The organism is Amycolatopsis pigmentata, from assembly GCF_042684065.1.
Taxonomy (GTDB): domain Bacteria; phylum Actinomycetota; class Actinomycetes; order Mycobacteriales; family Pseudonocardiaceae; genus Amycolatopsis_E; species Amycolatopsis_E pigmentata.
This window is the reverse complement of record NZ_JBHUKR010000007.1, coordinates 966,418-993,091: the sequence shown is the minus strand read 5'-3', so window position 1 is coordinate 993,091 and position 26,674 is coordinate 966,418. Positions and strand designations below refer to the sequence as shown.

At 68.6% G+C, this 26,674-nt stretch carries 26 protein-coding genes; 12 read left to right on the top strand and 14 right to left on the bottom strand.

What is annotated here, in order from left to right; all coding sequences use genetic code 11:
* Window positions 1-5: 5 nt before the first annotated feature.
* Window positions 6-977: a Gfo/Idh/MocA family protein gene (locus ACFSXZ_RS17760; RefSeq protein ID WP_378266127.1), complete on the top strand. Its 972-nt coding sequence runs from the start codon at window positions 6-8 to the stop codon at window positions 975-977.
* 136 nt (window positions 978-1,113) lie between these two features.
* On the opposite strand, the gene ACFSXZ_RS17755 is transcribed toward ACFSXZ_RS17760, so the two are convergent.
* Both ACFSXZ_RS17755 and ACFSXZ_RS17750 read right to left on the bottom strand, forming a co-directional pair.
* Entirely contained in the window at window positions 1,114-1,917 is an 804-nt protein-coding gene (locus tag ACFSXZ_RS17755; protein ID WP_378266126.1) for a hypothetical protein, read from the bottom strand.
* Window positions 1,918-1,961: 44 nt separating this feature from the next.
* The gene (locus ACFSXZ_RS17750; protein WP_378266125.1) at window positions 1,962-2,516 is read right to left on the bottom strand and encodes an MmpS family transport accessory protein; all 555 of its coding nucleotides are present in this window, start codon (window positions 2,514-2,516) and stop codon (window positions 1,962-1,964) included.
* A 626-nt stretch (window positions 2,517-3,142) separates the two neighbouring features.
* Between ACFSXZ_RS17750 and ACFSXZ_RS17745 the strand changes: the two genes are divergently transcribed.
* From ACFSXZ_RS17745 to ACFSXZ_RS17725, 5 genes are all read left to right on the top strand, one after another.
* On the top strand, window positions 3,143-6,004 hold the full coding sequence (locus ACFSXZ_RS17745) for a plastocyanin/azurin family copper-binding protein (RefSeq protein ID WP_378266124.1): 2,862 nt from the start codon (window positions 3,143-3,145) through the stop codon (window positions 6,002-6,004).
* A 118-nt stretch (window positions 6,005-6,122) separates the two neighbouring features.
* Window positions 6,123-7,163 carry a multicopper oxidase family protein gene (locus tag ACFSXZ_RS17740; protein WP_378266123.1) on the top strand — a complete coding sequence of 347 codons (1,041 nt, stop codon included), beginning with the start codon at window positions 6,123-6,125 and terminating at the stop codon, window positions 7,161-7,163.
* Window positions 7,164-7,313: 150 nt separating this feature from the next.
* The gene (locus ACFSXZ_RS17735; RefSeq protein WP_378266122.1) at window positions 7,314-8,000 is read left to right on the top strand and encodes a YcnI family copper-binding membrane protein; all 687 of its coding nucleotides are present in this window, start codon (window positions 7,314-7,316) and stop codon (window positions 7,998-8,000) included.
* Between the two features lie 7 nt (window positions 8,001-8,007).
* Window positions 8,008-9,879, top strand: a complete 1,872-nt coding sequence (locus ACFSXZ_RS17730) for a copper resistance protein CopC (protein WP_378266121.1) — start codon at window positions 8,008-8,010, stop codon at window positions 9,877-9,879.
* A gap of 111 nt (window positions 9,880-9,990) precedes the next feature.
* Entirely contained in the window at window positions 9,991-10,824 is an 834-nt protein-coding gene (locus tag ACFSXZ_RS17725; RefSeq protein ID WP_378266120.1) for a helix-turn-helix domain-containing protein, read from the top strand.
* Here ACFSXZ_RS17725 and ACFSXZ_RS17720 read toward each other — a convergent pair.
* Genes ACFSXZ_RS17720 through ACFSXZ_RS17705 form a run of 4 tightly spaced genes read right to left on the bottom strand, consistent with a single transcriptional unit; the run spans window position 10,821 to window position 14,602 of the window.
* Window positions 10,821-11,369, bottom strand: a complete 549-nt coding sequence (locus tag ACFSXZ_RS17720) for an acyltransferase (protein ID WP_378266119.1) — start codon at window positions 11,367-11,369, stop codon at window positions 10,821-10,823. The genes ACFSXZ_RS17725 and ACFSXZ_RS17720 overlap by 4 nt on opposite strands.
* Window positions 11,353-12,549, bottom strand: coding sequence for a glycosyltransferase family 4 protein (locus tag ACFSXZ_RS17715; protein WP_378266118.1), 1,197 nt, complete (start codon window positions 12,547-12,549; stop codon window positions 11,353-11,355). The genes ACFSXZ_RS17720 and ACFSXZ_RS17715 overlap by 17 nt, the downstream gene beginning before the upstream one ends.
* Before the next feature lie 2 nt (window positions 12,550-12,551).
* Window positions 12,552-13,493: an NAD-dependent epimerase/dehydratase family protein gene (locus tag ACFSXZ_RS17710; RefSeq protein ID WP_378266117.1), complete on the bottom strand. Its 942-nt coding sequence runs from the start codon at window positions 13,491-13,493 to the stop codon at window positions 12,552-12,554.
* The gene (locus ACFSXZ_RS17705; protein WP_378266116.1) at window positions 13,484-14,602 is read right to left on the bottom strand and encodes a DegT/DnrJ/EryC1/StrS family aminotransferase; all 1,119 of its coding nucleotides are present in this window, start codon (window positions 14,600-14,602) and stop codon (window positions 13,484-13,486) included. Before ACFSXZ_RS17705 ends, ACFSXZ_RS17710 begins: the two co-directional genes overlap by 10 nt.
* Window positions 14,603-14,729: 127 nt before the next feature.
* Here ACFSXZ_RS17705 and lhgO point away from each other — a divergent pair, with 127 nt between their 5' ends.
* Window positions 14,730-15,911, top strand: coding sequence for an L-2-hydroxyglutarate oxidase (gene lhgO, locus ACFSXZ_RS17700; RefSeq protein ID WP_378266506.1), 1,182 nt, complete (start codon window positions 14,730-14,732; stop codon window positions 15,909-15,911).
* On the opposite strand, the gene ACFSXZ_RS17695 is transcribed toward lhgO, so the two are convergent.
* Window positions 15,900-16,409: a DUF3558 family protein gene (locus ACFSXZ_RS17695; protein ID WP_378266115.1), complete on the bottom strand. Its 510-nt coding sequence runs from the start codon at window positions 16,407-16,409 to the stop codon at window positions 15,900-15,902. The genes lhgO and ACFSXZ_RS17695 overlap by 12 nt on opposite strands.
* A 105-nt stretch (window positions 16,410-16,514) precedes the next feature.
* Between ACFSXZ_RS17695 and ACFSXZ_RS17690 the strand changes: the two genes are divergently transcribed.
* Both ACFSXZ_RS17690 and serS read left to right on the top strand, forming a co-directional pair.
* Entirely contained in the window at window positions 16,515-17,249 is a 735-nt protein-coding gene (locus ACFSXZ_RS17690; RefSeq protein ID WP_378266114.1) for a maleate cis-trans isomerase family protein, read from the top strand.
* Window positions 17,242-18,531, top strand: coding sequence for a serine--tRNA ligase (gene serS / locus ACFSXZ_RS17685; RefSeq protein ID WP_378266113.1), 1,290 nt, complete (start codon window positions 17,242-17,244; stop codon window positions 18,529-18,531). Before ACFSXZ_RS17690 ends, serS begins: the two co-directional genes overlap by 8 nt.
* Window positions 18,532-18,712: 181 nt before the next feature.
* Here the strand turns inward: serS and ACFSXZ_RS17680 are convergent, their stop codons facing one another.
* The 4 genes from ACFSXZ_RS17680 to ACFSXZ_RS17665 all read right to left on the bottom strand — a co-directional run bounded on the left by ACFSXZ_RS17680 (window position 18,713) and on the right by ACFSXZ_RS17665 (window position 21,887).
* On the bottom strand, window positions 18,713-19,618 hold the full coding sequence (locus tag ACFSXZ_RS17680; RefSeq protein ID WP_378266112.1) for a haloalkane dehalogenase: 906 nt from the start codon (window positions 19,616-19,618) through the stop codon (window positions 18,713-18,715).
* 9 nt (window positions 19,619-19,627) lie between these two features.
* On the bottom strand, window positions 19,628-20,074 hold the full coding sequence (locus ACFSXZ_RS17675) for a DUF350 domain-containing protein (protein WP_378266505.1): 447 nt from the start codon (window positions 20,072-20,074) through the stop codon (window positions 19,628-19,630).
* 64 nt (window positions 20,075-20,138) lie between these two features.
* The gene (locus ACFSXZ_RS17670) at window positions 20,139-21,305 is read right to left on the bottom strand and encodes a glutathionylspermidine synthase family protein (RefSeq protein WP_378266111.1); all 1,167 of its coding nucleotides are present in this window, start codon (window positions 21,303-21,305) and stop codon (window positions 20,139-20,141) included.
* Window positions 21,306-21,887, bottom strand: coding sequence for a hypothetical protein (locus ACFSXZ_RS17665; protein WP_378266110.1), 582 nt, complete (start codon window positions 21,885-21,887; stop codon window positions 21,306-21,308).
* 62 nt (window positions 21,888-21,949) lie between these two features.
* On the opposite strand from ACFSXZ_RS17665, the gene ACFSXZ_RS17660 reads away from it, so the two are divergent.
* Together ACFSXZ_RS17660 and ACFSXZ_RS17655 are read left to right on the top strand one after the other, a co-directional pair.
* Window positions 21,950-22,948 carry a septum formation family protein gene (locus ACFSXZ_RS17660; protein WP_378266109.1) on the top strand — a complete coding sequence of 333 codons (999 nt, stop codon included), beginning with the start codon at window positions 21,950-21,952 and terminating at the stop codon, window positions 22,946-22,948.
* A 4-nt stretch (window positions 22,949-22,952) separates the two neighbouring features.
* Window positions 22,953-23,303, top strand: coding sequence for a metallopeptidase family protein (locus tag ACFSXZ_RS17655; protein WP_378266108.1), 351 nt, complete (start codon window positions 22,953-22,955; stop codon window positions 23,301-23,303).
* A gap of 187 nt (window positions 23,304-23,490) precedes the next feature.
* Here the strand turns inward: ACFSXZ_RS17655 and ACFSXZ_RS17650 are convergent, their stop codons facing one another.
* The 3 genes from ACFSXZ_RS17650 to pheA all read right to left on the bottom strand — a co-directional run bounded on the left by ACFSXZ_RS17650 (window position 23,491) and on the right by pheA (window position 25,839).
* Entirely contained in the window at window positions 23,491-24,141 is a 651-nt protein-coding gene (locus ACFSXZ_RS17650) for a DUF4232 domain-containing protein (RefSeq protein WP_378266107.1), read from the bottom strand.
* Between the two features lie 110 nt (window positions 24,142-24,251).
* The gene (locus ACFSXZ_RS17645) at window positions 24,252-24,869 is read right to left on the bottom strand and encodes a histidine phosphatase family protein (RefSeq protein WP_378266106.1); all 618 of its coding nucleotides are present in this window, start codon (window positions 24,867-24,869) and stop codon (window positions 24,252-24,254) included.
* 49 nt (window positions 24,870-24,918) lie between these two features.
* The gene (gene pheA / locus ACFSXZ_RS17640; RefSeq protein ID WP_378266105.1) at window positions 24,919-25,839 is read right to left on the bottom strand and encodes a prephenate dehydratase; all 921 of its coding nucleotides are present in this window, start codon (window positions 25,837-25,839) and stop codon (window positions 24,919-24,921) included.
* A 161-nt stretch (window positions 25,840-26,000) separates the two neighbouring features.
* Between pheA and ACFSXZ_RS17635 the strand changes: the two genes are divergently transcribed.
* The gene (locus ACFSXZ_RS17635) at window positions 26,001-26,612 is read left to right on the top strand and encodes a macro domain-containing protein (protein WP_378266104.1); all 612 of its coding nucleotides are present in this window, start codon (window positions 26,001-26,003) and stop codon (window positions 26,610-26,612) included.
* The last annotated feature ends 62 nt before the right edge of the window (window positions 26,613-26,674 follow it).

Below are 26,674 nucleotides of genomic sequence, written 5' to 3'. Positions count from 1 at the left end.
AGTCCATGACACACCGGATCGCACTGGTCGGCTCGGGCACGATGGGAGCGTTGCACGCCCTGGCGCTTGCCCGCACGGACCGGGCGAAACTGATCCGCGTGATCGAGCCGCGGGAAGACGCGGGCCGCGCCTGCGCGAGCCACTTCGACACCCAGTGGTCCGCCGAACTCGAATCGCTGTCCGATGTGGACGCCGTGGTGCTGGCGTCCGCGACGGAGTCCCACACCGACCTCGCCCGCGAGATTCTGGCGCAGGGTAAACCGCTCCTGGTGGAAAAACCGGTGGCGAGCAGCCGGTACACCACTCAGGAGATCGTCACGCTCTCGGCCTCGCTCGACGTTCCCCTGATGTGCGGTCTGGTCGAGCGGTTCAATCCCGCCGTGCTGACGGCATTGGCGCTCTGTCGTGAGCCGGTGCACCTGCTGGCCCGCCGTCACAGCCCGTACGCGTCGCGGGTCCGGACGGGCGTCTCATGGGACCTGCTCCTCCACGACGTCGACATCGCGCTTCGGCTCTTCGGTACGTCGCCGTCCCGGATCACTTCGGCCGCGGGTCGTTTCCACCCCGGGTCCGACGAGAGCGCCGAGGACACCGTCGACGCCGTCCTCGCCTTCCCGTCCGGATTGGCCACGTTGTCCGCCTCACGGCTCGGCCAGCGGAAAGTGCGTTCCCTGACCATCGCCGAGCTGGACCGGCTGATCGAACTCGACCTCCTGCGGCAGGACGTCACGATCTACCGGCACGTTCCGCGAGAGGGTCTGCCTTCCGGCGACTCGCTGTGGCGGCCACGCGAGATCATCGAAATCCCCGAGCCCATCTCCGCGCGCGAGCCGCTGGCCGCGCAACTGGACCACTTCCTCGATCTCGTCGAGGGCAAGGGCGACGCCGCCGCCGAGCGGGCCTCGATCCTGCCCGCGCACCAGGTGGTGGGCACCGTCCTCGCCCACGCCGCGTTCGCCCCGCCTTTCAAAGGCTAGCCTCAGGAAAAGGCCGCCCAGCCGGTTTACAGTTGAGGGTGGCCCCTGGAATGCGGTCAGGGCCTCCGTGGGGTCCAGCGGACGGGCGGAACGTCCGCTGGACCCCACTTCATGCGGCACCTGCTCGCGCAGGTGGTCAAGGGTGGTTCCGCTGCCGTCGCAGCAGCCAGACGCGCAGCAACTGGGTGCCCACCAGGGTCAGCACCAGGGCGGCGAGCACGGCGGGCCGCCAAGGGCTGGTGACGGAGGCTTCCCGGGGAAGGGCCACCGCGGTGCCCGGCGAATTGGCCAGCGCGAGCCGCTGGGCATCGGGCTGGGGAACCGCGGCGTTGTCGTAGTTGAAAGCGACGCCGTCCGGCGGCAAACCGCCTTCGCCCGGCACGCCGGGCACCGAGGAGAGGACGTAGCCCGGCAGCAAGGTGGCGGCCACGCCCGGAGCGTCGGCGGAAACCGGTTGGCGGCTGGTCGGCGCGGCCGCGGGCGCGCCCGGAGCCGGGGCGGATCCGGCGGGTGGAGCTCCGGCGGGCGGCCCCGTGGGCGGCGCGGGGGTGACCGTGATGGAACAGGTCGACCGCAGTTCGTCCCGCAGGGGACCGGCGAGCGCGTCCAGCACCGGGGACAGCAGCGGAATGCCCTGCAGCCTCCCGAGCACCCCGGTCGCGATCTGGTCGCCGGTGATCACCGCCTGTCCGCCGGGCAACAGGATCGGCTGTTGCTGGGCCCAGATTCCGCGGAAGGCGGGCACCAGGACGTGCAGGGGGTCCAGCGGGGTCAACGCGGTGACGATGGGCTCGGTGACGGCGGCCGGGTTCAGCGCGAGCTGACCGCCGTCGGTGACCGTGGCGACGCAGCTGTCGAGCACGCGGGTTTGCGCCGCGTTCGCCGGCGGGACGATCGCCAAGGGCAGCCCGAACGCCAGGGCGGCGGTGCCCGTGGCCACCAGTCGCCTCACCCTCGGAGCCTTCCGTCGGTCCGGCCGGGGAGTCATGGCCGGAGCACCGACGAACACGAGATGGACGCCCCTCCGGCGGGGGCGGTCGCCTGGTGCACGATGTTGCCGTCCACCCGCACCGAACACGAAAGCGGACCGGCGAGTTCGTTGTTTTCGGCGGCGACCTGCACCACGCCCAGCCCGGGACCGACGGTGATGGTGAGTTCGCGATGCCAGGGCAGATCGGCGTTGTTGACCGTCTCGCTGCCGTTCACCCCGTCGACCACGTACCTGATCTCCGGCGACTTCCCGGTGCCGGTGATCTCGTAGACCACGTGATGCGTGGAATGCGGGAGGTGGACGTCGTTCCAGCCGGCCTGCCCGTCCCCGCCGGCGAAGACCTCGACCGCGGTCAGCGTGCCGACGGTGACCACGGCGGCGCCGATCAGCCACGGCATCCACCAGGTGCGCCGGACGAACCGGTAGGCCGCCGAAGCCGGTGGTCCGACAAGGTTCTTCGGGGAACGGGGTTCGGGACTGGGCGTCGCCGGAGTCTCCGGGGAACGAGGCTCGGGACTGGGCGTCGCCGGAGTCTTGGTGTCCTTCACCGGCCCTCACTTTCTTGGATTCTTCTCAGGTACTCAGGGGCCCGATATGAGAGCCTCAATTTCTCCAGCGGCATGGTGACACGCGCCGACCCGTTCTGACCAGCAGCGCCGAAACCGGCCGGAACGGGTTCCGGAAAAAGCGTTCACGCTCGGGAAACAAACCGGTTTCCGCAGCTGACGGGCTCGCCCCGCGATCGCCGGACAACACAGGGCAAAATCTTCCCTGCCCACTGGGACGGGTGGCCGGAAAATGGATCCTCAGGCAAATACCGGCCACCCCGGAGCCAACTCCGCGAGCCCCGAAAAGTAGCCTTGAGCAGCACAGATGCGACATCCGAGGCCACCGGCGGGACTGACACCTATTTGCGTTCGGCAGAGCCACAGAAATGATCGAGGAAAATTGCCGATCACTTTCGAAAAGACATCTACGGAACCTCTTGTCATGCGCCGTTAACAAATGAGCCATCCGGCTGACACAAACCGGGTTCGTAATGACCCGTACCGCGGTGTTTCCGCCACCGCGGTGGATGGTTCGCCATCAACCACAACCGGCCGGCGTCGCAAGCCACCCGGAACACCGGAGTGGCCATGGTGGCGTGCGGCCGAAAACAGAAGAAAGGAAAGGTATGCGCGCACCGCATTTGCAGCGCATGTTCTCGTCGGGCCGCTTCCGGCCACCACGCCGGAAGACCTACCGAGCGCTCGCGGCCGCCACGGCCGTCGCGCTCGGCACGATGACCGCTCTGCTGGCCGCCCCGGCTCCGGCCATGGCCGCCACCCACCAGGCAGAGCAGAAGAACCTGCAGTTCAACCCCGCGCAGATGACCATCGCGGTCGGTGACACAGTCACCTGGACGAACAACGAGACGGACGGCACCACGCACAGCGTCGTCCAGTCCGGTGGCAGTGAGATCAACTCGCCGGACATGCCGCCCGGCGCGACGTTCAGCTACACCTTCGGCAATTCCGGGACCTACAACATCACCTGCCGGTTCCACCCCGACATGCAGATGACCATCAACGTGGGCGGCAACCAGCCACCACCGACCACGTCGACGGCACCGCCCACCACCAGCACGGCACCGCCGACCACCACGACCCCGACCAGTACCGACACGAGCACCAGCTCGCCGTCCACGAGTGAGACTCCCCCGTCGAGCTCGACCGGCACGTCGGCACCGGGATCGTCGGCCGCGTCGACCACGCCTGCCGCCGGTGGCCTGCCGGTCGGTGTGGGTCCCCTGCCGATTCAGTTCAAGCTGACGGACAACAACGGCTCCTGGTACGACACGGGACTGAACCTGTTCGGCACCAAGTCGCTCGCGGTGGCCGAACTGCCCCGGGTGAACCTGGGCAAAGCGCTCAGCTCTCCCGGCGTGCTGGGCTCGCTGGGCTCGCTGAACCTGTCCAATCTGCCGTTGCTCGGCAACGGCGGGCTCGGCAAGCTGGACGTCAACAACCTGCTCAAGCCGGACCTTTCGGGTCTGAGCAAGGTGAACCCCAGCGGGGCATCCACACCCAAGGTCGGCGACCTCGGTGTCGACCCGGCGCAGTTGCTGAACGTGGGCAACCTGCGCAGCGCGGTGAGCCAGATCCTGCCCGCGGGTGACCCGCGGCTGGGACAGGCCAACGACCTGCTCACCAAGTTCCAGGACGAGGTCGCGGCCCAGCCCGCGAACCTGCCCGTGTCACTGGACAAGCTGCCGGTCGGCGCCGACCTGATGACGCTGCTGGACAACCTCGGCAAGTGGGCCAGCAACGACATCACCCTGCCGGTCACGGTGAACTTCAACGTGTCGCAGCCACAGGCGGCGAACGCGCACACCGCGACTTCGCTGATCTGGCCGGACGGAGCCAAGGGCTTCCCGTTCGACCAGGGTGGCGCGTGGGTCGGCAACCAGAGTGTCCAGCTCACCGAACCGGGCCTGTACGCGTTCCAGTGCAAGGTCCACCCGTACATGCTCGGCGCGGTCGTCGTCGACGACCCGTTGACCCCGGGTCTGGACTTCGGCAAGAAGCTGCACGTCAACTCCCGCAATCTGGTCGTGCCGTCGAACGCCGACATCATCACCCAGCTGGTGACGAAGTTCTTCAACATCACCGCACCCGGGAACTGGCAGCACTACAGCGCCACGCAGGACACGCAGTGGAACCCGTCGGACTACCCGCCGGCGCCGATTCTGACCTACGACAAGGACGGCAACCCGCAGCTGATCCCGCTGCTGTCGTTGTTCCTCAAGGACCACCAGGGCGTGCCCAAGACGCTGCCCGCCGCCAACAAGACGCCGGCGACGCCGGGTGTCGGCGAGGTCTGGGTCGACACGGAAATGGAGCAGTACGCGAGCAAGAGCAAGGTCGGCGCCGCGACCAGGATCAACGCGCAGAACTGGCAGGTGGAGCGAAAAGTCGCGCTGCCACAGATCAACATGAACAACCCGCACAACATGTGGACCGACCGCAGCGAGTCGGTGATCTACCAGACCGAATGGTTCAACAACAAGCTGGACGTGTTCGATCGGCAAAGCGGGCAGTTCATCCGGCAGATCGAAGTCGGGCCTGATCCATCACACGTGATGACCAGGACCGACACCGACCAGGAGCACGTCGCGCTCAACGGCGGCGGCGCGGTCATGGAGCTCTCGCCAGGAGCCACCAAGATCGACCGCAGGCTCCCGGTCGAACTGCCCGGCGAGAAGATCGCTCATCCGCACGCACACTGGATGAGCGGCGACGGGATGATCATGGTCACCCCGAACGTGAACCTCTACGACGCGACACAGGTCGATGTCCCGTCCGGGTCGATCAAGCATCTGCAGACGGGTGAATTCCCGATCGCCACCGGAATGACGCCGGACGCCTCGAAGGCGTACCAGGCCGACTTCGGCGACGGGACGGTTGCCTGCAACTCGCTGAAGGCCGAAGCCGCCTGTATTTCGGACAACGGAACGAAGCAGCAGTCCAAGCTGATCGACGAGTGGGCCAACTACGACCCGGTCGCCGGGCCGAAGGGAGACTGGGGTGGTCTGTCCATCCAGATCCCCGTGGCACCGGACAATTCCGCGGTCCTGGTGGCGAACACGTTGACCAGCAACATCACCGTGATCGACCCCAAGACCGACAAGGTCGTGAAGTACCTGCCGTGTGACTCCGGATGTCACGGGATCAACTTCGGCGCGAAGAAGGGCGGAGGTTACTACGCCTACGTCTCGAGCAAGTTCTCGAACGAAATGCTGATCGTGGACACCGACCCCAACGGGGACGGAAACCCCAGTGATGCCGCCATCGTCGGCCGGCTCGCCCTGGCGGGCGACGAGAAGACCGCCATGGACGACAAGCTCACTGATTTCGCGGGATTCGGTGGGATGGGCGTGCTGCCTGTTCCGCTGGCCTACGAAGGCTGGGTCCAGCAAGCTCCGGCGAATGCGATCAACAACCAGTTGACGTGTCGCCAGCGGAACCCGGTCAAGTACGCGACCGTCTGTAAATAACCTCTGTCCGCACGGCTGGGGTACCGAGGGTTTCCCTCGGTACCCCAGCCCCACCCTTCGTAAGGAAGAAGGGATAATCATGCGTTTTCCGCGTTATTCGCGAAATACGCGAGCCCGAGTGCGGTTCTTGGCTCCGGAACACGGTGCGCGGACCCTGCGTTATGTCACTCTCGGCGTGCTGGCCGGGCTCATGGCCTCCGCGCTCACCGGGCTCACCGGGACGCCGGGGGTTTCGACGGAAAAGGTCGACGTGCGGCCGGCGACCGTGCTGCCCGCTCTGCAACGCCCGCTCGGCACCGCGTTCGGGCAGACCTCGCAGGCCGAGGCCGACCTGGGTGACGGCACCAAGCTGGCCGCGTGGCAACTCAAGGACGGCGTCAAGGAATTCCACCTGACGGCGGCTCCGTTGTCCTGGACCACCGAACCCGGCCGGGTGAAGCAGGGGCTCGCGATCAACGGGTCCATTCCCGCGCCGACGATCCGGATCAACGAAGGCGACAAGGTCCGGATCGTGTTCACCAACAACATGTCCGACGGCTCGGCCCTGCACTGGCACGGCATGGAACTGCCGAACTCGCAGGACGGCGTGCCCGACCTGACCCAGCCGCAGGTGGCACCGGGTCAGAGCTTCACCTACCAGTGGACCGCGGTTTCGACCGGAACCCATTGGTATCACTCGCACATGGGTGGCGACCAGGAAGGAAGGGGAGTCTACGGGGCGTTGGAAGTGGTCCCGTTGCTCGGCGACATCCCGGCGGATCACGACTACACGATCGAAACCGGTGACGGCGCGCTCGGCTTCGTGATGAACGGGAAGAGTTACCCGGCCACGCCGGTGCTTTCCGCGGCCGTCGGGGAACGGGTGCACATCCGGTTGATCGGTACCGGACCGGAACTGACCCACTCGATCCACATCCACGGCGGCTATTTCACCGTCGTGGCCCAGGACGGCCGGCCACTGATAAATCCCATACAAATGGATACGGTCACGCTCGGCATCGGGCAGACCTACGACCTCATCTGGACCCCGGTGAATCCCGGGAAATGGATGATCCACTGTCATATCTTCTCGCATTCGGAAACAATGGCGGGCATGACCGGAATGGTGATCATCGCCAACGTCACGCCGGCCACGGTCAAACTCCCCGCGGTGGGCTGAAACCGCGCGGGATCGCAGATCGCCGAAGGGTTTCGCGGGGGTGAGGTAAGACCTCGCCCCCGTGAACGCCCGGCAGATCCGAACACCCCCAGTCCACGGGAAGCGCCGGCCCTCCTCCCACCGGCGCTTCCCCTTCCCAGGAGGCATTCCATGTCACGTTCGCGCACTATCGGCACCGCGGTCTTCCTCGGTATCACCGGCTCCCTGCTGATGGCTCCGACCGCCTGGGCGCACGTCTCGATCACCCCGAACACCTCCGTCCCCGGACAGTCGAGCCAGATCTCCTTCCGGGTCCCCAACGAACGCGACGACGCGGCGACCGTGCGGCTCGAAGTGGTCTTCCCGGCCGACCGGCCGCTGCCCACGGCGTCGGTCGGCGACGTGCCGGGATGGACCGCCACCATCCACAAGCAGAAGCTCGCCACTCCGGTGAAGACGGACGACGGCGAGGTGACCGACGCGGTCTCGTCGATCACCTGGGAAGGCGGGCGCATCGAGCCCGGTCACTTCCAGCAGTTCCCCGTCTCACTCGGCCGGCTCGACGCCGGGAAGCTGATGTTCAAGGCGCTGCAGACCTACTCCAACGGCACGGTCGTGCGGTGGATCGACGGGCCGGAAGCCGGCGCGGACCCGGAACACCCCGCACCGGTGCTGACCGTCGCGACACCGCCGGCACCGCCCGCGCCGGAGACCGGCGCCGACGTCTTCGCCCGCGTGCTCGGCACCGTGGGCCTGCTGTCCGGCCTGACCTCGCTCGGCTGGTGGTTCACCGGCCGCAAACGCGCCACCGGCGCCGAACCGGCGTCCGTCGAGGACCGGGCCAAGGCTGGAGTGTGAGACCCCGATGCCACGGAAGTCAGCCCTCGTTGTCATCGCCTTCTTCGTCGTGCTGCTCGCCTTCCCGGGGACGGCGTCGGCGCACGCCGTGCTCCTCGGCACCACGCCGGAGGGCTGGCAGGTCGTCGACACCTCGCCGAAGGCTGTGACCCTGCGGTTCAACGAACCGGTCGACGCGGCGCTGGCCGAAGTCCGGCTGATCGGACCTCGCGGCGACGAGATCTCCGGCATCGGGCGTCCCGAGCACCCGGCCGGACAGGCGTCGGTGCTCTCCGTGGCGATCCCGAACGCGCTCGCCAACGGCACCCACACGGTGGCCTACCAGGTGGTCTCCGCGGATTCGCATCCGGTGCAGGGCGCGTTCACGTTCAGCGTCGGCGAAGCGAGCGGTGGTGCCGCGCCGAACGCGTTGGCCGCCGCTTCGGGTGGCGGGCTTCTGTCCATTGTGTACGGATTTTTCCGCTGGACGGCCTACGCGGCGCTCGCACTGCTCGTCGGCGCCGCGTTCTTCGCCACGGTCTGCTGGCCCGGTGGCAGCACGAGGACGGCCGTGCGCCGGTTCCTGTGGACCGGATGGGGCGCGCTCGTGATGTCCACATTGGGCATTCTCGTCGTCTACAGTCCTTATGCGACGGGACGAGGCCTGTCGAGCGCCTTTTCCTTGCTCGGTCCCACACTGGCCAGCCGGCTCGGCCTGACGCTGTTGATCCGCCTGGTCCTGCTCGGGATCTCGGCCGCCGCGTCGGTGCCGATCCTGCGCCGGATCCCCGAGCCGCCCACCCCCGCACCGGTCCGCCGTCCCGCGTTGGCCGGAGCCCGCGCCGGGGGTTCGGCGCGGTCGGTACCGGCAGAGCCGCCGGTACCGGAGAGCCCTGTGTCCACTTCGGACAATCCGGCCGGCGCGAGTGGGTGGGCAAGCCGGATGCCCGCCGTGGCCGTGATCGCGTCCGGCATGCTGCTCGGTTTCACGTGGAGTCTTGCCGACCACGCCGCGACCGGTCCGCTCGTCCCGCTTGCCCTGATCACCGACGCCGCGCACCTGACGGCGATGAGCGTCTGGCTCGGCGGCCTCGCGGTGCTCGGCGTGGTCATGCTGCGTTCGGGTGACGTGTTGGGGATGCGGGTGGCCGTCCCCCGGTTTTCCAGGACCGCGCTCATCTGTGTGTGCGTACTCGTGGCGACCGGGGTCTTCCAGGCCTGGCGCGAGACCGGCACCCTCAAGGCGCTGACCGGGACCACCTACGGCACGCTGCTGCTCGTCAAGACCGGCCTGGTGGCGGTGATCACCACCTTCGCCTGGTCGGCCCGGCGCTGGGTGCGGACCCACTACGGCTTCCGTGTTGTTTCGGTCTCCGACAAACGGCGCGCCCGCCGCGGCCCGCCGCCCGCCGAGCTGAGCCGGTTCCGGCGCGCGGTCACCGCGGAAACCGTGGTCGCCGTGCTGGTGCTCGGCGTGACCAGCGCGCTGGTGAGCGTCGAGCCCGCGGACGCCCAGCTCACGCGCGAAGCCACGGCGGCACGGCCGCCGGCGATCACCGGACCGGTCAGTGTGGTCCTTCCGTTCGCCGCGGGCGGCGCGAACGGAAGCGGGCAGCTCGCGGTCACCGTGTTGCCCGGCAAGGTCGGTCCGAACGAGATCCATCTGTCCGTGCTGGACGGCCAGAACCAGCCTCGCGACGTGGCGGAGGTCCGCGCCGAACTCCGGCTGCCGGAACGGAATCTGGGGCCACTCCCGGTGTCTCTGGAAGACGACGGCGCGGGTCACTACATCGCTCAGAACGCTTCCCTGCCGATGCCCGGTCAGTGGGAGCTCGGCATCACGGTGCGAACGTCCGAAACGGACCAGGCGGTCGTCCGGGTCCCGGTGGGCGCACGGTGAGTTAAGCGTCTGTTACGTCCTATCGCCGTTCACCCCGCCAACGGTGACCTGTCCTTAACTTCGGGAGCACCAGGCATGAACCGGACATCCGTCAAATTACAGGGCTTGGACATGGCAACACGTGACGCCCGCAGCCTTTCCTCGGAGGCGCTGGAAACGCTGCGCAGGCGCGCCGTCGCGGCGGTCGAATCGGGCGCGTCCCGGACCGAGGTGGCGCGTCTGTTCGGGGTGTCCAGGAAAACGGTCGGCGCCTGGGTGCTCGCCTACCGATCGGTGGGAGACGACGCCTTCCGGCCGAAGACACGCGGCCGCAGGCCGGGCGAGCAACTCGCGCTCTCTCCCGCCCAACAGGCGTGGACGATCAAGACCATGGTGGCCGGGACGCCGGACGCGCACGGCATGCCGTACCGGTTGTGGACCCGTCAGGCGATCGCCGAACTCGTCAACCGGGAGTTCGGGATCCCGCTCAACCCGGCCACGGTGGCCCAGTACCTGACCCGCTGGCGCCTGATCGAAGAGCCGCATCTCGAGCGGATGATGCGAGGCAGGGTGACCGGTGTCGCCGCCGGGCGACGGCCCACCACGGACGGCGACCGGTGGATCCCCCACGGGGAGGTGCTCTGGGTGGCGTGGACCCGGCCGCACGCGCCGCTGGAGGCCCCGTACCGGCCCGCCGCGGAAGGGCGGAACCTGCTTTCCGGTTTCCGTGACTACTTCGGCGATGTGAACGTGCTCCTCGCCGTCTCGAATCGGGGAGTGGTCTACTTCCAGGCCGGGCTGGGCCCGTTCAGCCCGGGGCAGAGCACCGACTTCGTGCGGCGGCTGACGGACCAGCTCGGGCGCCGTCTCAACGTCATCGTCTGCCGATGGCCGTTGCGGCACTACGAGATTCTCCGTTCCTGGCCACGGGAAACCGCGGGCCGGATCGCCGTCCGCTTCCCTTAGCCGGAAGCGCGAACGCGGGCGGCTTCGGCCCGGATGTGGTCCTCGTCGTGGTGTGAGAAGACGCGGGCGGGATTCCCGGCGACCAGGCAGCGATCCGGGACATCCCGCGCGACGACCGAATTCGGTTGCACCACGACGAAATCGCCCACGGTCACGCCGGGCAGGAGCACGCTCAGGCCACCGACGAAGCACCCCTTGCCGATCCGGACCGGTTTGCGCTCGATGAGGTCACTGCCGGGATGGTTCTCCAGCATCATGTTCGCCAGCCAGCTGGAATGGGTGAACACCAGCGTGTTCACCCCGATGCTGGTGTGCTCGCCGATGGTCAGGCCACCGCTCGCGTCGAGAACCGCGCCCTCGCCGATCCAGCAGTGCTCGCCGAGTACCAGCCGGTCCGGACTGATGATCTTCGCGCGCTCCCGGATACGGGTGGTCTCCGGCAGCCCGTAGAAGCGGGCCCGCTCCGTGTCGTTGAGATACTGGGCGACGAGTTCGGTCAGGATCAGCGGCCGCAGCCGGTTACTGCGCTCATCGTCCGAGAACATCCGCCGCCACCATTTTCTCCAGGATCCGCAGGTACTGTCCGGCCACCACGTCGAGGGCGAACGTGCGCCGCACCAGTTCGCCCTGCCGCCGCCCGATCGCGGCCGCCCGGACGGGATCGTCGAGCAGGCCGATCACCGCCGACGCGACGGCGTCCGGGTCGTCCGGCGGCACGAGGAGCATGTTGTCGCCGTCGCGAAGATCGACACCCGGGTAATGGTCTTCACCGATCGAAACGATCGTCGGGGTGCCGGACAGCATCGCCTCCAGAGAAGCCGTGCCACAGCCGCCGTTGAGGTCGTGGGTGACGATGTCCGCCGCCGCCAAGTAGGCGGGAACGTCGTTCCGGGGCACCGCGCCCCGGACGAGAAAGGCGTGCCGTACCCCCAGGTCCTCGGCCCGCTCGACGAAGGCATCGTGGTAGACCTTGCCCACCACCAGCACGCGGGTGCGCGGATATCTGGCCAGGATCTCCGGCATGGCCTCCACCAACGGAATCCGGTCGCGCAGCGGGATGACGTGGCCCAGCGAAACGATCAACGGGTCGTTGCCGATGGCGTGCTCGGCCCGGATGCCACCCCGCGCCGGCCGGTCGAACGGCCGGGTGTCGACCGCGATCGGCAGGAACTCCAGCTCCCGGTCCTCCACCCGGTACCGGCGGACGCAGTAGTCGCGGCCGGGCTTGTCCAGCACGGCGAACCGGGGATTCACCCGCTTCAGGATCGGCCTGACCAGGCACGCGTCGAGCAACCGGAACGCGAGTGCGTACCCGATGCGTTCGCTCACCAGGAGGGTGTGGACGGTGAGCAACACCGGAATCCCGTGCCTGCGGGCGTACAGGCCCGACAGCCACGACAAATCGAAGAACTGACCGTGCAGATGCAGCACGTCCGGCTGGAACTCGTGCAACAGGCGGAAGATCCGCCGCCGCGTGCCCGGCACCAGCGACGGGAAGCTCAGGTCGAAGTCGATCGACAGGCCCAGTTTCGGCATCGTGACCGCGGGCAGCCGGACGATCCGGTAACCGTCGTGGCTCTCGGTGACGCGAGCCCCCTGGTAGGCGGCGGTGAGCACCAGGACGTCGTGTCCGGCGGCCGCGTACCGCTGCGCCAGCGACGCCGCCATGTGGGCACTGCCACCGACCCTCGGCGGGAAGAAATTGTTGACGACCGCGATGCGCATGGTTACCGGTAGGTCTCCACCAGTGCGCGCATACCGTCCTCCACGCTGATTTCCGGACTCCAGCCAAGGATTTCCCGTGCCCGGGTGATGTCCGCCGCCCGCCGGGAAACGAGCACCGGCCGTCGCCCGAACTGCGGCTTCAGGTCCACCCCGACGGCGTCGATGAGGATCTTCGCCAGCGTCGCGATCGAGGTGTCGACGCCGGTGCCGATGTTGACCGGCAGATCCGCGCGCTCCGATTCCAGCGCGAGCACCACGGCCCTGGCCAGATCGCCGACATGGACGAAATCCATCGACTGCGCTCCGTCGCCGTCGATCACCGGTGGCGCACCGGCGAGCAGCCGCTGGATGAAATGGTTGATCACCGACGTGTAGTAGGCCTCGATCCGCTGCCCCGGCCCGTACACGTTGAAAAACCGCAGAGCGATCCACGAAAGTCCGGCATGCCGTCGGTAGAAGCCGAGCAGATCCTCCCCGGCGCGCTTGGAAACGCAGTACGGGGTCAGCGGCTGAAGAGGGTCGTCCTCGCGCATCGGCAACGTCTTCGGTTCGCCGTACACCGACGCGGACGAGGCGAAGACCAGACGCCGGACGCCTTCGTCGGCGGCCGCGGCGAACACGTTGTGGTTGCCGGTCATGTTCACGTCGATCGACTCATGCGGATCCGCGACCGACCGGTTGATCGACACCGTGGCGAAGTGGACCACATGGGTGCAGCCCCGGATCGCGGCGCGGACGGCCCCGCCGTACCGCACGTCGCCTTCGACCAACTCCACCGCACCGTCCGCGGCGAACTCCGCGACCCGTTCCCGGTCACCTCTGGTCATGTTGTCGAAGATCCGCACCGAATAGCCGCGCTGCAGCAACAGGGGAATCGTGTGGCCCGCGATGAATCCGGCACCACCGGTGAAGAAGACCCTTCGCCCGTCACCGTTCACCCGCATGTGGCGATCTCCTCACGAACCGCTTCGATCACCCGGTCCACCTGCTCCGCGGTCAATCCGGCATGCATCGGCAACGCCAGGTGCCGCCGGAACAGCCCCGCGGAAACCGGCAGAGGATCCCGCTTCCCGTACACGGGCTGAAGATGCGAGGCGTAAGTGCCGAAGGTGCACTGGATTCCCCGGGCGCGCAGTGCGGTGACCACACGATCCCGGTCCATGCCGGGAGACAGCAGCAGGAGGTAGCTCTGCCAGGGATGCTCCCGGTCGGGAAGTTCCGCGGGGACCGTCACGCCCGGCAGGCCGGCGAAGCCTTCGTGGTAGCGCCGCGCAACGGACCTTCGCGCGGCGAGCAGCGCGGGCAGGCGTTCCAGTTGGACGGTCAGAATCGCGGCCTGCACGTCGGAAAGCCGGAAGTTGTACCCGATCTCCTCGAACGCCGGTACCACCTGCCGCCGCGACAGCGCGGGCTCGACACCGTAGGTGTGCAGACGCCGCGCCCGCTCGATCTCCCCGGCACGGTCCGAGACGAGCGCGCCGCCCTCCCCCGCGGTGATGCCCTTGCGGCCGTGGAAGGAGAAGGCGGCCAGGTCGGCGAGGCTCCCGGCGGGCCGCGTCCGGTAAGTGGCGCCCACCGAACAAGCGGCGTCCTCGAACAGCCAGAGCCCGTGACGGCTCGCGATGGCGCGGTAGTCGTCGAAGTCGCCGGGCTGGCCCGCGACGTCCACCGCGATGATGCCGACCGTGCGCGAGGTGACCGCGGCCTCGACCGCCGCCGGGTCGGCGCAGAACGAGTCCGGCCGCACGTCCGCGAAGACCGGGGTCGCCCCCGCCTGGACCACCGCGTGCCCCGTCGCCGGGAAGGTGTAGTCGCCGACGATCACCTCGTCGCCGGGGCGCACCTTGAGCACACGCAGCCCGAGGAACAGGGCCGAGCCGCAGCTGCTGGTGGCCAGCGCGTGCCCGGTGCCGGTCGCGGAGGCGAAAGCCTCCTCGAACCGGCGGCACGCCGGCCCCGCCCCGGACAGCCACCCGGAGGCGAACACGTCGGCGACCGCGGCGAGTTCGGCTTCGCCCACACTCGGCCGCCCCAGCGGAATTCCCTCGATCATCGCGCGCAGCGTACGTGAGACCCCCGCCACACGATCGGGCGAACGCCCAGGTTACCGCGGGTGCGGGTGGGTAAAAGCCTCGGCGCGCTCCCTAATCAGGGGGTCGCTGTGGGAGGGTGCCCACGTGGTGAAGCGAGTTGTGGTGGTGGGGGGCGGGATCATCGGGCTGGCCGTCGCCTGGGAGCTGACCAGGCGTGGCGCGGCCGTCACGGTGCTGGAGAAGGAGGCCCACTGGGCCGCGCACCAGACCGGGCACAACTCGAATGTCGTGCACGCGGGCCTGTACTACCGGCCGGGCTCGGCGAAGGCCAGGATGTCGGTGGCCGGAAACCGGTCCATTGTGGACTTCGCCAGGGAAAACGGGGTGCCCGTCGAGGTCTGCGGCAAGCTCGTCGTGGCCACCGATGAAAGCGAACTGCCCGCGCTCGCCGAACTCGCCCGCCGGGCCGAGGCGAATGGCGTCCCCGCCAGGCTGATCAGCCGCGAAGAAGCGCTCGAGTACGAACCCGAAGTGTCCTGCGTGCGCGCGCTGCGGGTCGAGTCCACCGGAATCATCGACTTCCCCGCCATCTGCCGAGCGCTCGCCGGCCTGCTCGCCGACAAGGGCGCCGACCTGCGCCTGAGCACGCCCGCGCGCGGAATCCGCGCGAACCGTGGCGTGGAAGTCGCCACCGGCACCGAGGTGATCAGGGCCGACGCGCTGGTGAACTGCGCGGGCCTGCAGTCCGACCTGATCGCGCGCCTGGCCGGGATCACGCCACGCGCACGGATCGTGCCTTTCCGCGGCGAGTACTACACGCTGCGGCCGGACCGTTCGTCCCTGGTGCGCGGCCTGATCTACCCGGTGCCCGACCCGGCGCTGCCGTTCCTCGGCGTGCACCTCACCCGCATGCTGGACGGCAGTGTGCACGCCGGTCCGAACGCCGTCCTCGCGTTACGTCGCGAGGGCTATCGCTGGCGTGACATCTCGCCCGCGGATCTCGCCGGCGTGGCCCGCTTCCCCGGAACCTGGAGACTCGCGCGCAAGTACGCCTTCCCGACCGGTCTCGACGAAGTGCGGCGCTCCCTGTCCAAGCGCCGCTTCGCGGCGAGCCTCGCGCGCCTGGTCCCCGCTGTCGGTCCTGACGACATCGTGCGGCACGGGTCGGGAGTGCGCGCGCAGGCGCTGTTGCCCGACGGCTCCCTGGTCGACGACTTCCTGATCGAGACCGCACCGAACCAGGTCCACGTGCTGAACGCCCCGTCGCCCGCCGCGACGAGCGCGCTGGAGATCGCCCGGCATGTCGCCGGGCTGGAGTCACTTCGATAGGTGCCTGGCCACCACGGGTGCCGCCGCCTGAGCGACCGCGCACGCCTTGGTGGTGTTGGCGAGATCCTGGCTCGACAGCGCGACGAACGACGAGTTCGAGAGCCGGACCGCCAGGTCGCAGATGAAGTCCCCGACCGCGCTCGGATAGCGGTCCCAGACGAGGCCACCGAGTTGCACCCGCACCGTCGACTTCGTCGTGTAGTACTGGTCGATGGGTTGGTCCGTGGCGTAAAACGCCTGTAACGAGCCTTCGTAGGCGGCATCCGGACTCGCCGGCGACCACAGGCAGCTCGGCGGAGTCCGGTACTGCGGCGCGGCGGGCTTGGGCGTGCCCGGCGTCTGCAGGCCGAGTTGCTTCGCCTCCGCGTCCGTGAGCAGGGAACACGGGTTGACCGCCCAGCTCCGTCCCGCCGTCGGGCCAGGCGTGCCGTTCACCGAGACGGTGCACCCGGTCACGAGAAGCGCCGCGGCGAGCAGAACGCTGTATCGGCCCTTCAAGCGCGCACCCTTCGGATGTTTTACCGCCCGGAAACCTCGGGCGGCCGCGGTCGTCGCACGCCGAACCTAGCGTGTACCGCGGCGATCGAGTGAGTGAGAGGCCGGATGAGGCAGTTCGAGATCCCACTTCCAGCGCAAACGGGAATAGGCGTGATCGCGCCGTTCGATTTCGCGCTGGACCGGGAACTGTGGCGCTGGGTACCCGAGCAGGTGTCCTTGCACAGCACACGGTTACCGTACGTGCCCGAACCGGTGACGGTCCGTCTGGCCGAAGCGCTGGGCGACTCGGCCGGCGTCCTGCGGGCCACCAGGGACCTGTTGGTCCCTGAGCCCGCCGTGGTCGCCTACGCGTGCGCTTCGGGCAGTTTCGCCGGTGGCGCGGCCGGTGAGGCCGCCCTGGTCCAGGGCATGCTCGACGCGGGCGCGCCCGCCGCCGTCACCACTTCGGGGGCGATGATCCGCGCCTGCGAACACCTCGGTGTGCGGCGGCTCGCGGTGATCACGCCCTACGTGGACGCGGTGACCGAGCGGTTGCTGGCCTTCCTCGCCGAATTCGGCATCTCGGTCCCCTCGTACGTCGGTCTGGGGAAATTGGGTGACATCTGGAAGATGTCCTATTCCGACGTGCTCGCCGCGGTGAACGCCGTGGACACCGGGGAGGCGGACGCCCTGTTCATCAGCTGTACGAACGTGCCCACCTACGACCTCATCGGCCCGCTCGAAACCTACGTCCGCCGACCGGTGCTCACCGCGAACCAGGTGACGATGTGGGCGGCCCTGGATATGGCCGGGCACCCGGAAAACCCCTGGAGCCGGTGGCTACCCTCGATACATGCATGACCCTCGCCTTCTTCTCGACCCGGACACCGATGCGGCCGCCAAGCTGCGCCGTCGCGGGTATGTGCTGGACACCGACCGGCTCGGCAAGCTCGTCAGCAGGCGATCCGAGGTCATCGGCGAGGGTGACCAGGCTCGCGCGGAGTCCAAGAAGGCCGCCGCCGAGGTCCAGGCCGCCGCGCGCCGTGGCGAAGACGTCACCGGCCTGCGCGAGCAGGCCCGTGAACTCAAGAACCGCATCAGCGAACTCGAAAGCGAGCAGCGCGCCGTGGAGGCCGAGCTCAACGAGTTTCTGCTGAGCATCCCGAACCTGCCACTGGACGAGTTGCCCGACGGTGCCACCGAGGAGTTCGCCGAACAGGTGCGCACCTGGGGCACCCCGACGGAGTTCGACTTCGAGCCGCTGGACCACGTCGACCTCGGCGAGCGCGCGGGGATCCTCGACCTCGGCCGGGCCACCAAACTCTCCGGCCCCCGGTTCGCGGTGTTCCGCGGCGCGGGCGCACGGCTGGAGCGGGCGCTGGCCCAGTTCTTCCTCGACGTGCACACCCAGGAACACGGCTACACCGAGTTCTCGGTGCCGTCGCTGGTGACCCGGCAGACGATGACCGGCACGGGCCAGTTGCCCAAGTTCGAGGAAGACCTCTTCCGCACCGCCGTCGCCGACCGCGAACTGTTCCTCATCCCCACCGCCGAGGTCCCGCTGGTCAACCTGCACGCGGGAGAAATACTGAACCTCGACGAACTCCCGCTGCGCTACACCGCGCACACGCCGTGTTTCCGTTCGGAAGCCGGCTCCTACGGGCGGGACACGCGTGGCCTGATCCGTCAGCACGAGTTTTCGAAGGTGGAACTGGTCCAGCTGGTCGACGCGGACTCCTCACGCGCGGCGCTGGACGAGATCGTCGTGCACGCGGAGACGATCCTGCGGAAACTGAATCTCGCCTACCGGGTGATCAAGCTGCCCGCCGGGGACATCGGTTTCTCCGCGCAGATCACCTTCGACCTCGAGGTGTGGATGCCGAGCCAGAAGACCTACCGCGAGATCTCCAGCGCCTCGGACACCGGGACGTTCCAGACCCGGCGGGCGGGCATCCGGGGGAAGGGCAAGGACGGCAAGCGCGGCGCGGTCGCGGCGTTGAACGCCTCGGGCCTGCCGATCGGCCGGACCCTGGTCGCCATCCTCGAACAGCACCAGCGGGCCGACGGATCGGTGGCCATCCCCGAAGCCCTGACGCCCTACACCGGCTTCGCCGTGATCAACAAGGACGGCTCCGTCTCCTGACGGCCCGCCCCGTTGTGAAGCAAGGTGGATTTACTACGGATCAACGGCGTCGATCGGCGGCCGGACGAAAAGCGTGTCCGGCCGCGTGCAGCGGCCTCCGGCGGAGGAGTTTATGTGCGTAGTGGTCGCCGCTGCCGCCTCCGGCCGAGTAAATCCACCTTCCTCCGTTTGAGCGCGAGCCTCAGGAGCGGACGAAGTCGGCGATGACGCGGCCCAGTTCCTCGCCCGCGTCCTCCTGAAGGAAATGACCCGCCTCGGCGATCGTCGGGTGAGTCCGGCCCGCCGCGCCCGGCAGGGACCGCGCCAGGACCGGAGCCATCCCGCCGGTGATCGGGTCGGAGTCGGAAAACGCGCAGAGCGCCGGTATGTCCAATGTGGACAGAACCGACCAGGCGCGGCGGTTCTCCTCACTACCGGGGCCGTCCGGGGTCACCGGCACCAGGCCGGGCATCGCCCGAGGGCCCGCCTTGTACATCTCGTTGGGGAACGGCGCGTCGTAGGCGGCGCGGACCTCGGGTGACAGCTTGGTCCGGCACCCCGCCTGGACCAGCCGTGCGACGTCGAGCACCGGCGCCTTCTCCACCGCGTCGTGGAAGGCCCACCACACCGCGGGCATGCCGTCGTCACCGGTGGGCAGGCCGGTGTTCGCGGCGACGACGCGCGCGAACCGGCCGGGGTGCTCGGCCACCAGTCTCAGGCCGATCAGGCCGCCCCAGTCCTGTCCCACGAGCGTCACGTCACGGAGGTCCAGCGCGTCGAAGGCGAACGCGCGCATCCACTCGACGTGCCGGGCGTAGCTGTGATCGGTGGCGTGGGCCGGTTTGTCGGACCGGCCGAAGCCCACCAGGTCGGGCGCGATGGCGCGTAAGCCGGCGTCGGCGAGCACCGGCAGCACCTTGCGGTAGAGGAAGGACCAACTCGGCTCGCCGTGCAACAGCAGCACGGGCGGTCCGTCCGGAGGCCCCGCCTCGACATAGGCGACGCGCACGATTCCGTCGGCGGGATCGTCAAGATCGGCATAAAGGGCAGGGAAGTCGAAGTCGGGCAGGTCGTCGAACCGGTCGTCTGGTGTCCTGAGCAGGCGCACACCCCCAGGTTAGGAGATCGCGACGGCGACTACGAGCCCCAGGGCGAGGTGGGCCGCCGCGACGACGACGCTCACCGGCTGGAACCGCTCCGCTTCCATGGTCCGCCCGACGTCGATGCGGGTCGCCCATTCCAGCAGGCGCACCGCCAAGACCTGCACGATGATCCCCAACAGGCCGTAGACGAGAGCGGTGATCAGCCCCTCGGTGAGGTCGCTGGCGGAGTTGAAGATCGCCACCACGACGATGAACGCCATGGACAGCAGTGCCGATGAGGTGACGATCACAGCGTTGGGCAGGCCACGGTGCACGAGCTGGGACAGCTTGCCGGGAGTCGTCCAGTCGATCGCGTAGAAGCCGATGAACATCAGCAGGAGTCCCACGACGCCGTAGAGCAGGATGGCGCCGACCCCCCTGAGCAGGTCGTGGCCGAAGGTTTCGGGCAGCGCAAGAACGATGGGGGCGGTCACGGGGTCTCCCGGTGGTCGTGGCGGTCTGCGGTGAGTTCTCGCGCGTGGTTTATCACGTTTGGGGGATTCGGTGGGGAACGAACGCCGCCCCGTCATCGGTGACCAGCCCCGGCGTCTCCCGGATGCCGAGCCCCGCCGAGGAGTCACCGACGATCCAGGCGCCCAGCGCGGGCCGGAAACCGTCGAACTCCGGCAGCGGGTCGAAGGCCTGGTAGACGAAGCCCTCGCTGCCGTAGACGCCCGGTGTCTCGGTTTCGTAGCCGGGCGCGACGATCTGCACGTTCGCCCCCTCGCGGCCGAGCTTCGGCTTACGCACGTATTCGGTGAGCACGCCGGGATCGTCGGAGAAGGCGGGCAGGAGGTTCGGATGCCCGGGGTAGTTCTCCCAGAGGATGGCCAGCAGGGTCTTGTTGGACAGCAGCATCTTCCACAGTGGTTCGATCCACAGCGTCCTCGGCAGCGACTCGGCGGCGTGCCGCCCGAACTCCTCGTCGACCACCCATTCCCACGGGTAGAGCTTGACCACGTTGCGCATCGGCGCCTCTTCGAGATCGACGAACCGGTTGAGCACCGGGTCCCAGCCGATCTCCTCGATCGCCAGGCCGATCGTGTCCAGACCGGCCTCGGCCGCGGTCTCCTGGAGGTAGGAGGTGGTGATGTGGTCCTCACCGGTGGGATCGGCGGCCGACCACGTGAAGTAGAGGTCGGACGACGGGAGCACGCCGCGGATCTCCTGCCAGCGCTCGACGAGCTTTTCGTGGATCGAATTCCACTGGTCGTCGTCCGGGAACACCGCGGTCTTCCAGTGCCACTGGAGCACCGACGCCTCGAGCAACGAGGTCGGCGTGTCCGCGTTGTACTCCAGGAGCTTGGCGGGACCGCCGCCGTCGTAGCGCAGGTCGAACCGGCCGTAGACGTGCGGGTCGCGCCGTTTCCACGATTCGGCGATGTGCGGCCAGACCCATTCCGGGATCCCGAACTCCGCGTACCGCTCGGTCAGCACCACGTTGTCCACGGCCTCGAGGCACATCGAGTGCAGCAGTTCGACATCCGCTTCGAGCGAGAGCACCTCGTCCATCTCGAGGACGTAATGCACCGACTCGTCCCAGTACGGCCGCGCCTGCCCTGATCCGTATCGCGCCGGAGTGCCGAAAACGAGGCCCTGCTCTTCCACGATGCGCTGCCAGTCCCGCCTGGGAGAACTGGTGCCCCGCCGCATCTACGACCCCCCGCTCTTTCCGCTTCCGCTGATCCCGAAGCCGCCGCGTTGAACCGTGGTACCGGACTTGGTCGTGACCGTGGTATGGCTCGACGGCGCGGAGTAGGAACCGCCGGCCACATGGCTGCCGACAACGCCCGTGCCGCCGTAGTTGTAGCGGTACTGACGGTAACCGCCATTGGCCAACGGAATGATCCAGAAACCGGTCCCCGAGTCGTAGTGGCCGTGCTGGGCGGTGACGAAATTGTCGTCGCAGTTGTCGTCGGCGACCACCGTGCCGGAGTCGTCCGTGCAGACCGCACTGACCTCCTGCGGCGTGCCCACCAGGTACCAGGCGGCGACGACACCCACCAGGCCGACTGTGACACCGCTGCCAATGAGGACCTTGCGGCGCGTCGCGGCCTTGGCTTCGGCCTCGGCGCGGGCGGCTTCGGCCTCTTCGCGCTCTTCCATCGCCTTGCGGCGCGCTCGCTGCTCGGCCAGCGTCGGCTCGCGCGGCTTCGTGGTTTCCGGGTCCTGGAACCGCATCGAGCCGTGCGCGGGTTCCTCGTCGGGTGACTCCGGTGGGTTCTCTTCGGTCATCACGGCCAACATTAACCACCCGAGGGGTGTCACCGGGAGAAAACGCGGGCATTATTGACCCGATGCTCGCGGACAAGGTCGAAGTCAACACGCTGCGTACCCGGCTGGTCATGGTCGGTGTCTTCGTCGGTGCGATCGCGGCACTTTCCCTGAGCGTCGCCTTCTCCTGGGGCGGCGGCGTTCTCGGCGGCGGACGGGTCGAGGAGTCGCCCGAAGCCAAGGCCGCGTTCCACGCCGCGGCCGGCAGTTGCCTGTTCTGGTCCCAGGCCGACGTTTCGGACATCCACGTCGTGCCGTGCGAACTGCCCCACCTGTACGAGGTCACCGGCGTGGTGAACATCGCGGACCGGTACCCGCCCGGGACACCCGCCCCGACCGTCGACGAATGGCGCGCCATCGCGGTGGATCGCTGCACCCCCGGGACGCAGAAGTACCTCGGCAAGCCGCTCGATCCCTACGGCAAGTTCAGCGTCAGTGCCCTCCGGCCGGGCGGCGGCGAATGGTCCAGCGGCGACAGGGACATGCGCTGCGTGCTGCAGTGGGCCGCTCCCGCCGGCGCGTTGCAGATGGTGAAGGGCAAGGTCGCGGACCAGTCCCAGGCGGCGATCTGGGATCCGGGCACCTGCCTCGCGCTGGCAGGCAAGACGGTCGGGAATCCGATCGACTGCGCCCAGCCGCACGCCTACGAGATCGTCGCGACCATCGACCTGAAGAAACACTTCAGCGGCGCCGACTACCCGAGCCAGAAGGATCAGGGCACCTGGCTGGACACCGAATGCAGCAACGCCGTCCAGTCCTACGCGGGAGGCGTGGACATCGCCGGGCAGCATCTGATCCTCACCTGGGACACCCGTGAGAGCGAGAGCTGGACAGCCGGTTCGACGCAGGTGAACTGCAAGGTCGGCGCCAAGCTCCCGGACAACAGCGGGCTCCAGGCGATCACCGGCAGCGTCCGGCAACAGGCCCAGGACGCGCCGCCGGGCGGCCAGCCGCCCGGCGGCCAGCCGCCCGGTGGCCAGCCCAACGGCGGTCAGCCGACCGCGAAACCGCCGAACGGCTAGACGGATGCCCGTGGAGATGTCCGCGGAGCGCTTCGAGGAACTCGTCGCCGACGCCCTCGACGAGGTGCCCGCCGAGTTCGCCGAGGCGATGGACAACGTGGTCGTCCTGGTGGAAGAGCGCAACGACGACGCGCCCGGCATCCTCGGCCTCTACCACGGGGTGGCCCTGACCGAGCGCACCTCGTCCTACGGCGGTGTGCTCCCGGACCGGATCTCCATCTACCGCGCCCCGATCCTGGCCCTCTGTGACACCGAGGACGAGGTGGTGGAAGAGGTGCTGGTCACCGTGGTGCACGAGATCGCCCACTACTTCGGCATCGACGACGACCGTCTCCACGAACTCGGCTGGGGCTGAAGCCCGAGCGGTTGTTATGCAGCAAGGTGTCTTTACTACGGATAGTCCGTGTCGACCCGCGGCCGGACGAAAAGCGTGTCCGGCCGCGTGAAGCGGCCTCCGGCGGACAATTCGCGCCGTGGGCGGTAGATGTTGCCGCCTCCGGCCGAGCAAACACACCTTGCTCCAGTTCAGCGGCCTCGGCGGGTCAGGAACCGGTGCCCTTCTGGATGGCTTTCACCTTGAGCTGGTCGCCGGGGATCTTGTCGTTGCCACAGCCCGTCGTCGGCATGTCGATGTACAGCGACGCGGTCTCCTGCGGCGGGTAGACCCGCAGGCCGCGCACGGGCTGCGGCTGGCAGGTCACCGGGTCGTAGTTGTTGACGTTGGCGAACCCGACCATCGCCGAGGCGACCTCACCCTTGCCGAGGGTGATCGACGTCCCCTTGTCCCCCTCGCGGTTCGCCGGGGCACCGACCTGGTGGCCGTCCGGGCCACCCACGTAGGAGACCCCGGGAAAACCGTCGAGGACGCACGGGTGGTCGCTGATGTTCGTGAACTCCAGCGGGCGGTACACGGTGCCCGCCGCGGCATCGCCGCGACCGAGGGAAAGCCGCAGGTCCGACGAGCGGCACAAGCCGGAACCGGCGGCCCCGGAAGCGCCGCTGCCCGCGGCGGCCGGTGGTACCGCCTGGCTCACCGCGCTGGACGACGGAGCCGGTTCGGTCTGCGGTGTCGAGACCGCGGCGCTCCCTGGGGCGGGCTGAGCGTTGTTCCCGCCGCCGCACGCCGCCACGGCGGCCCCCAGGACCATCCCCGTGACCGCCAGACCGATCTGGGAAAACCTCTGTCGTGCCATTGTTCGCCTCCCTGTCTCGCAGTACCCGGAAGACGTGTGGTTCATACCGGCGGTTGGACCGGGCCGCCCATTTGTTACCGGAAATAATCCAATCAGGGCAAAAATCAACGTCACATCGGCACGCCGGCCCAGGTGAGGCACGTCCAACCCTCACCGGGGAGGGTCTCCAGCACGACGACTCCCGTGTTCGGGATCAGGCCCTGGTCTGCCAGCTCAGGGCGGACGTTGTCGGACAGCCACTCCGCGTTGAGCCGGATCGCGCCCCCGTGACTGACGACCGCCACGGCGCCGTCCGGGTCCGACGGCTCGTGCTTGGCCCGGACTTCGGCGATGGCCGTGGTGTACCGGGCGCGCACCTCGTAACCGCTCTCGCCCCCCGGCATCGGGACGCTGAGATCTCCGCGAGTCCATTGCCGGGCCACGGCCAGGTAGGTCTCGATGGACGCGCGGTCACCACGGCCCTCTAGATCGCCGACGCCGACCTCATGAATCCCTTCGAGCGACTGCACCTCGAGTGCCAAGGCGTCGGCGAGCGGGGCGGCGGTCTGCTGCGCACGCAGCGCGTGCGACGCGTAAACGGCCGCCACGGGCTCGTCGGCCAACGTCCGGGCAAGCGTTTGCGCCTGCTCGCGGCCCAGGTCCGTGAGCGGCGGTCCCGGCAACGCGGTGTCGAGAATGTTCCGTACGTTGGCCTCGCTCTGCGCATGCCGGATCAGATACAGCTTCACGCCTGCTCTTCCTTTCCGCGAGCCTGCGCGCCCCCGCGACTTGCGTTGGTCACGCCTGTTCCCCCCTGCGCACGGCCTCGACCCATTCGGCCGCGTCCACGAAGTCGTCGTTGCCCGCGAACGGCTCGATCGTCGCACGCGCCCCGTCGGCACGTGGATGAGAACCGAGGAAGCGGACGTTCCGGCAACGCCGCCGGAGCGCGGCCAGCGCGTCACCGATCCGCGGCTCGGCCACGTGTCCCTCGAAGTCGATGAAGAACCGGTACTCGCCGAAATTCCCCTTGGCGGGACGCGCGTCCAGCCGCGTCAGGTTGATACCCCGGCCGGCCAGTTCGGTGAGCAGTTCGGCGAGCGCGCCGGTCCGGTTCGCCGCGGCCGCGACGATCGAGGTGCGGTCGGCTCCGGTGGGCGCGGGCAACGGATGGTCGGGCCTGCGCACCAACAGGAACCGGGTTCGCGCGTCGCGCACGTCGGCGACCTCGGTGGCCAGCACGGGCAGTGGATAGTGACGCACCGCGACGGGAGCGGTCACCGCCGCGTCGAACTCGCCCGCCCGCACGGCCACCGCCGCCGCCGCGGTCGACGAGGTCGCCACCGGACGAGCGTTGGGCAGATGGGTCTCGGCCCAGAGACGGACCTGTGCCAGCGCGTGGGGATGACTCGCCACCGTGCGGATGTCACCGGCATCGGTGATCCCGGGCCGGGTGAGCACGCTGAAGTGAACAGGAAGCAAAGCTTCGGCGACCGCCACCAACGGCTCCTGCTCGGCCAGCCCGTCGAGAGTCGCCGGCACCGCGCCTTCCACCGAGTTCTCCACCGGAACGCAGGCGGCGTCGGCTTCTCCCTTACGTACCACCGAAAAAGCGTTCGGAATGGTCTCGACCGGGATCAGTTCGGCGCCGCGCGCCAACTCACGCGCCGCCTGTTCGGTGAACGTTCCTTCGGGGCCGAAATACGCGATCCGTGACACGCCGCAAGCCTAGCCGTCCGTCCGACCCGCCGAAGCTGCCGGCAACGCGGAGCGTTTCCGTTGCGGGTTCACTCGGCCGCGTAGCACCCAGGCTGCTCTGTTCGGGCATCCGGCCAGGCTGAGGTGTTACGCCGGGTTCCTTTTTTTGGCATGGTGTAGGGGTGACCGCCGAATCCGGCACGCACGCCACCCACCAAGGAACCGACGAACGGGTCTCGCCGCACTCGCCCGTTCTCGTGCTGTGTGCCCTCGACAAGCCGCTGGCCCGCGCCTGGCAGTCCGTAGTGGACGCCGTGCGCGGTGTGGTGCATGTACACCAGGGATCCGTTCTGGACGTGGTCGCCGACGCCGTGGTGAGCCCGGCCAACTCCTACGGCTGGATGCGCGGTGGAATCGACGCGGTCTACGCCAGGGCCTTCCCCGAGGTCGAGCAGAACGTGCGCAGCGCTGTTCTCGCCTATCACGGCGGCGAACTTCCCATCGGCCAGGCGCTCGCGGTGCCCACGGGTGAACCCGTACCGGCGTGGATGATCAGCGCGCCCACCATGCGGGAGCCCGGAGAACGGCTGCCGTCCGACACGGTGCATCCGTATCTCGCGGCCCGCGCGGTGTTCCGCCACTGGCGCGAGGGCCGGCTCGAGCACGGCGTCGAACTGCGCCGTGTGGTGGGCACGATCGCCATGCCGGGCCTCGGCACCGGCGTGGGCGGGGTGGCCCCGGAAACCTGCGCCCGTCAGGTCGCCGCGGCCTGGAGCGAGGTCTTCGACCGCTGAACTTGATCCAATGGCCTAACTCACAGCCCGTTGGTCTCGGGTAAGCCTTAACGTGGAGGGCG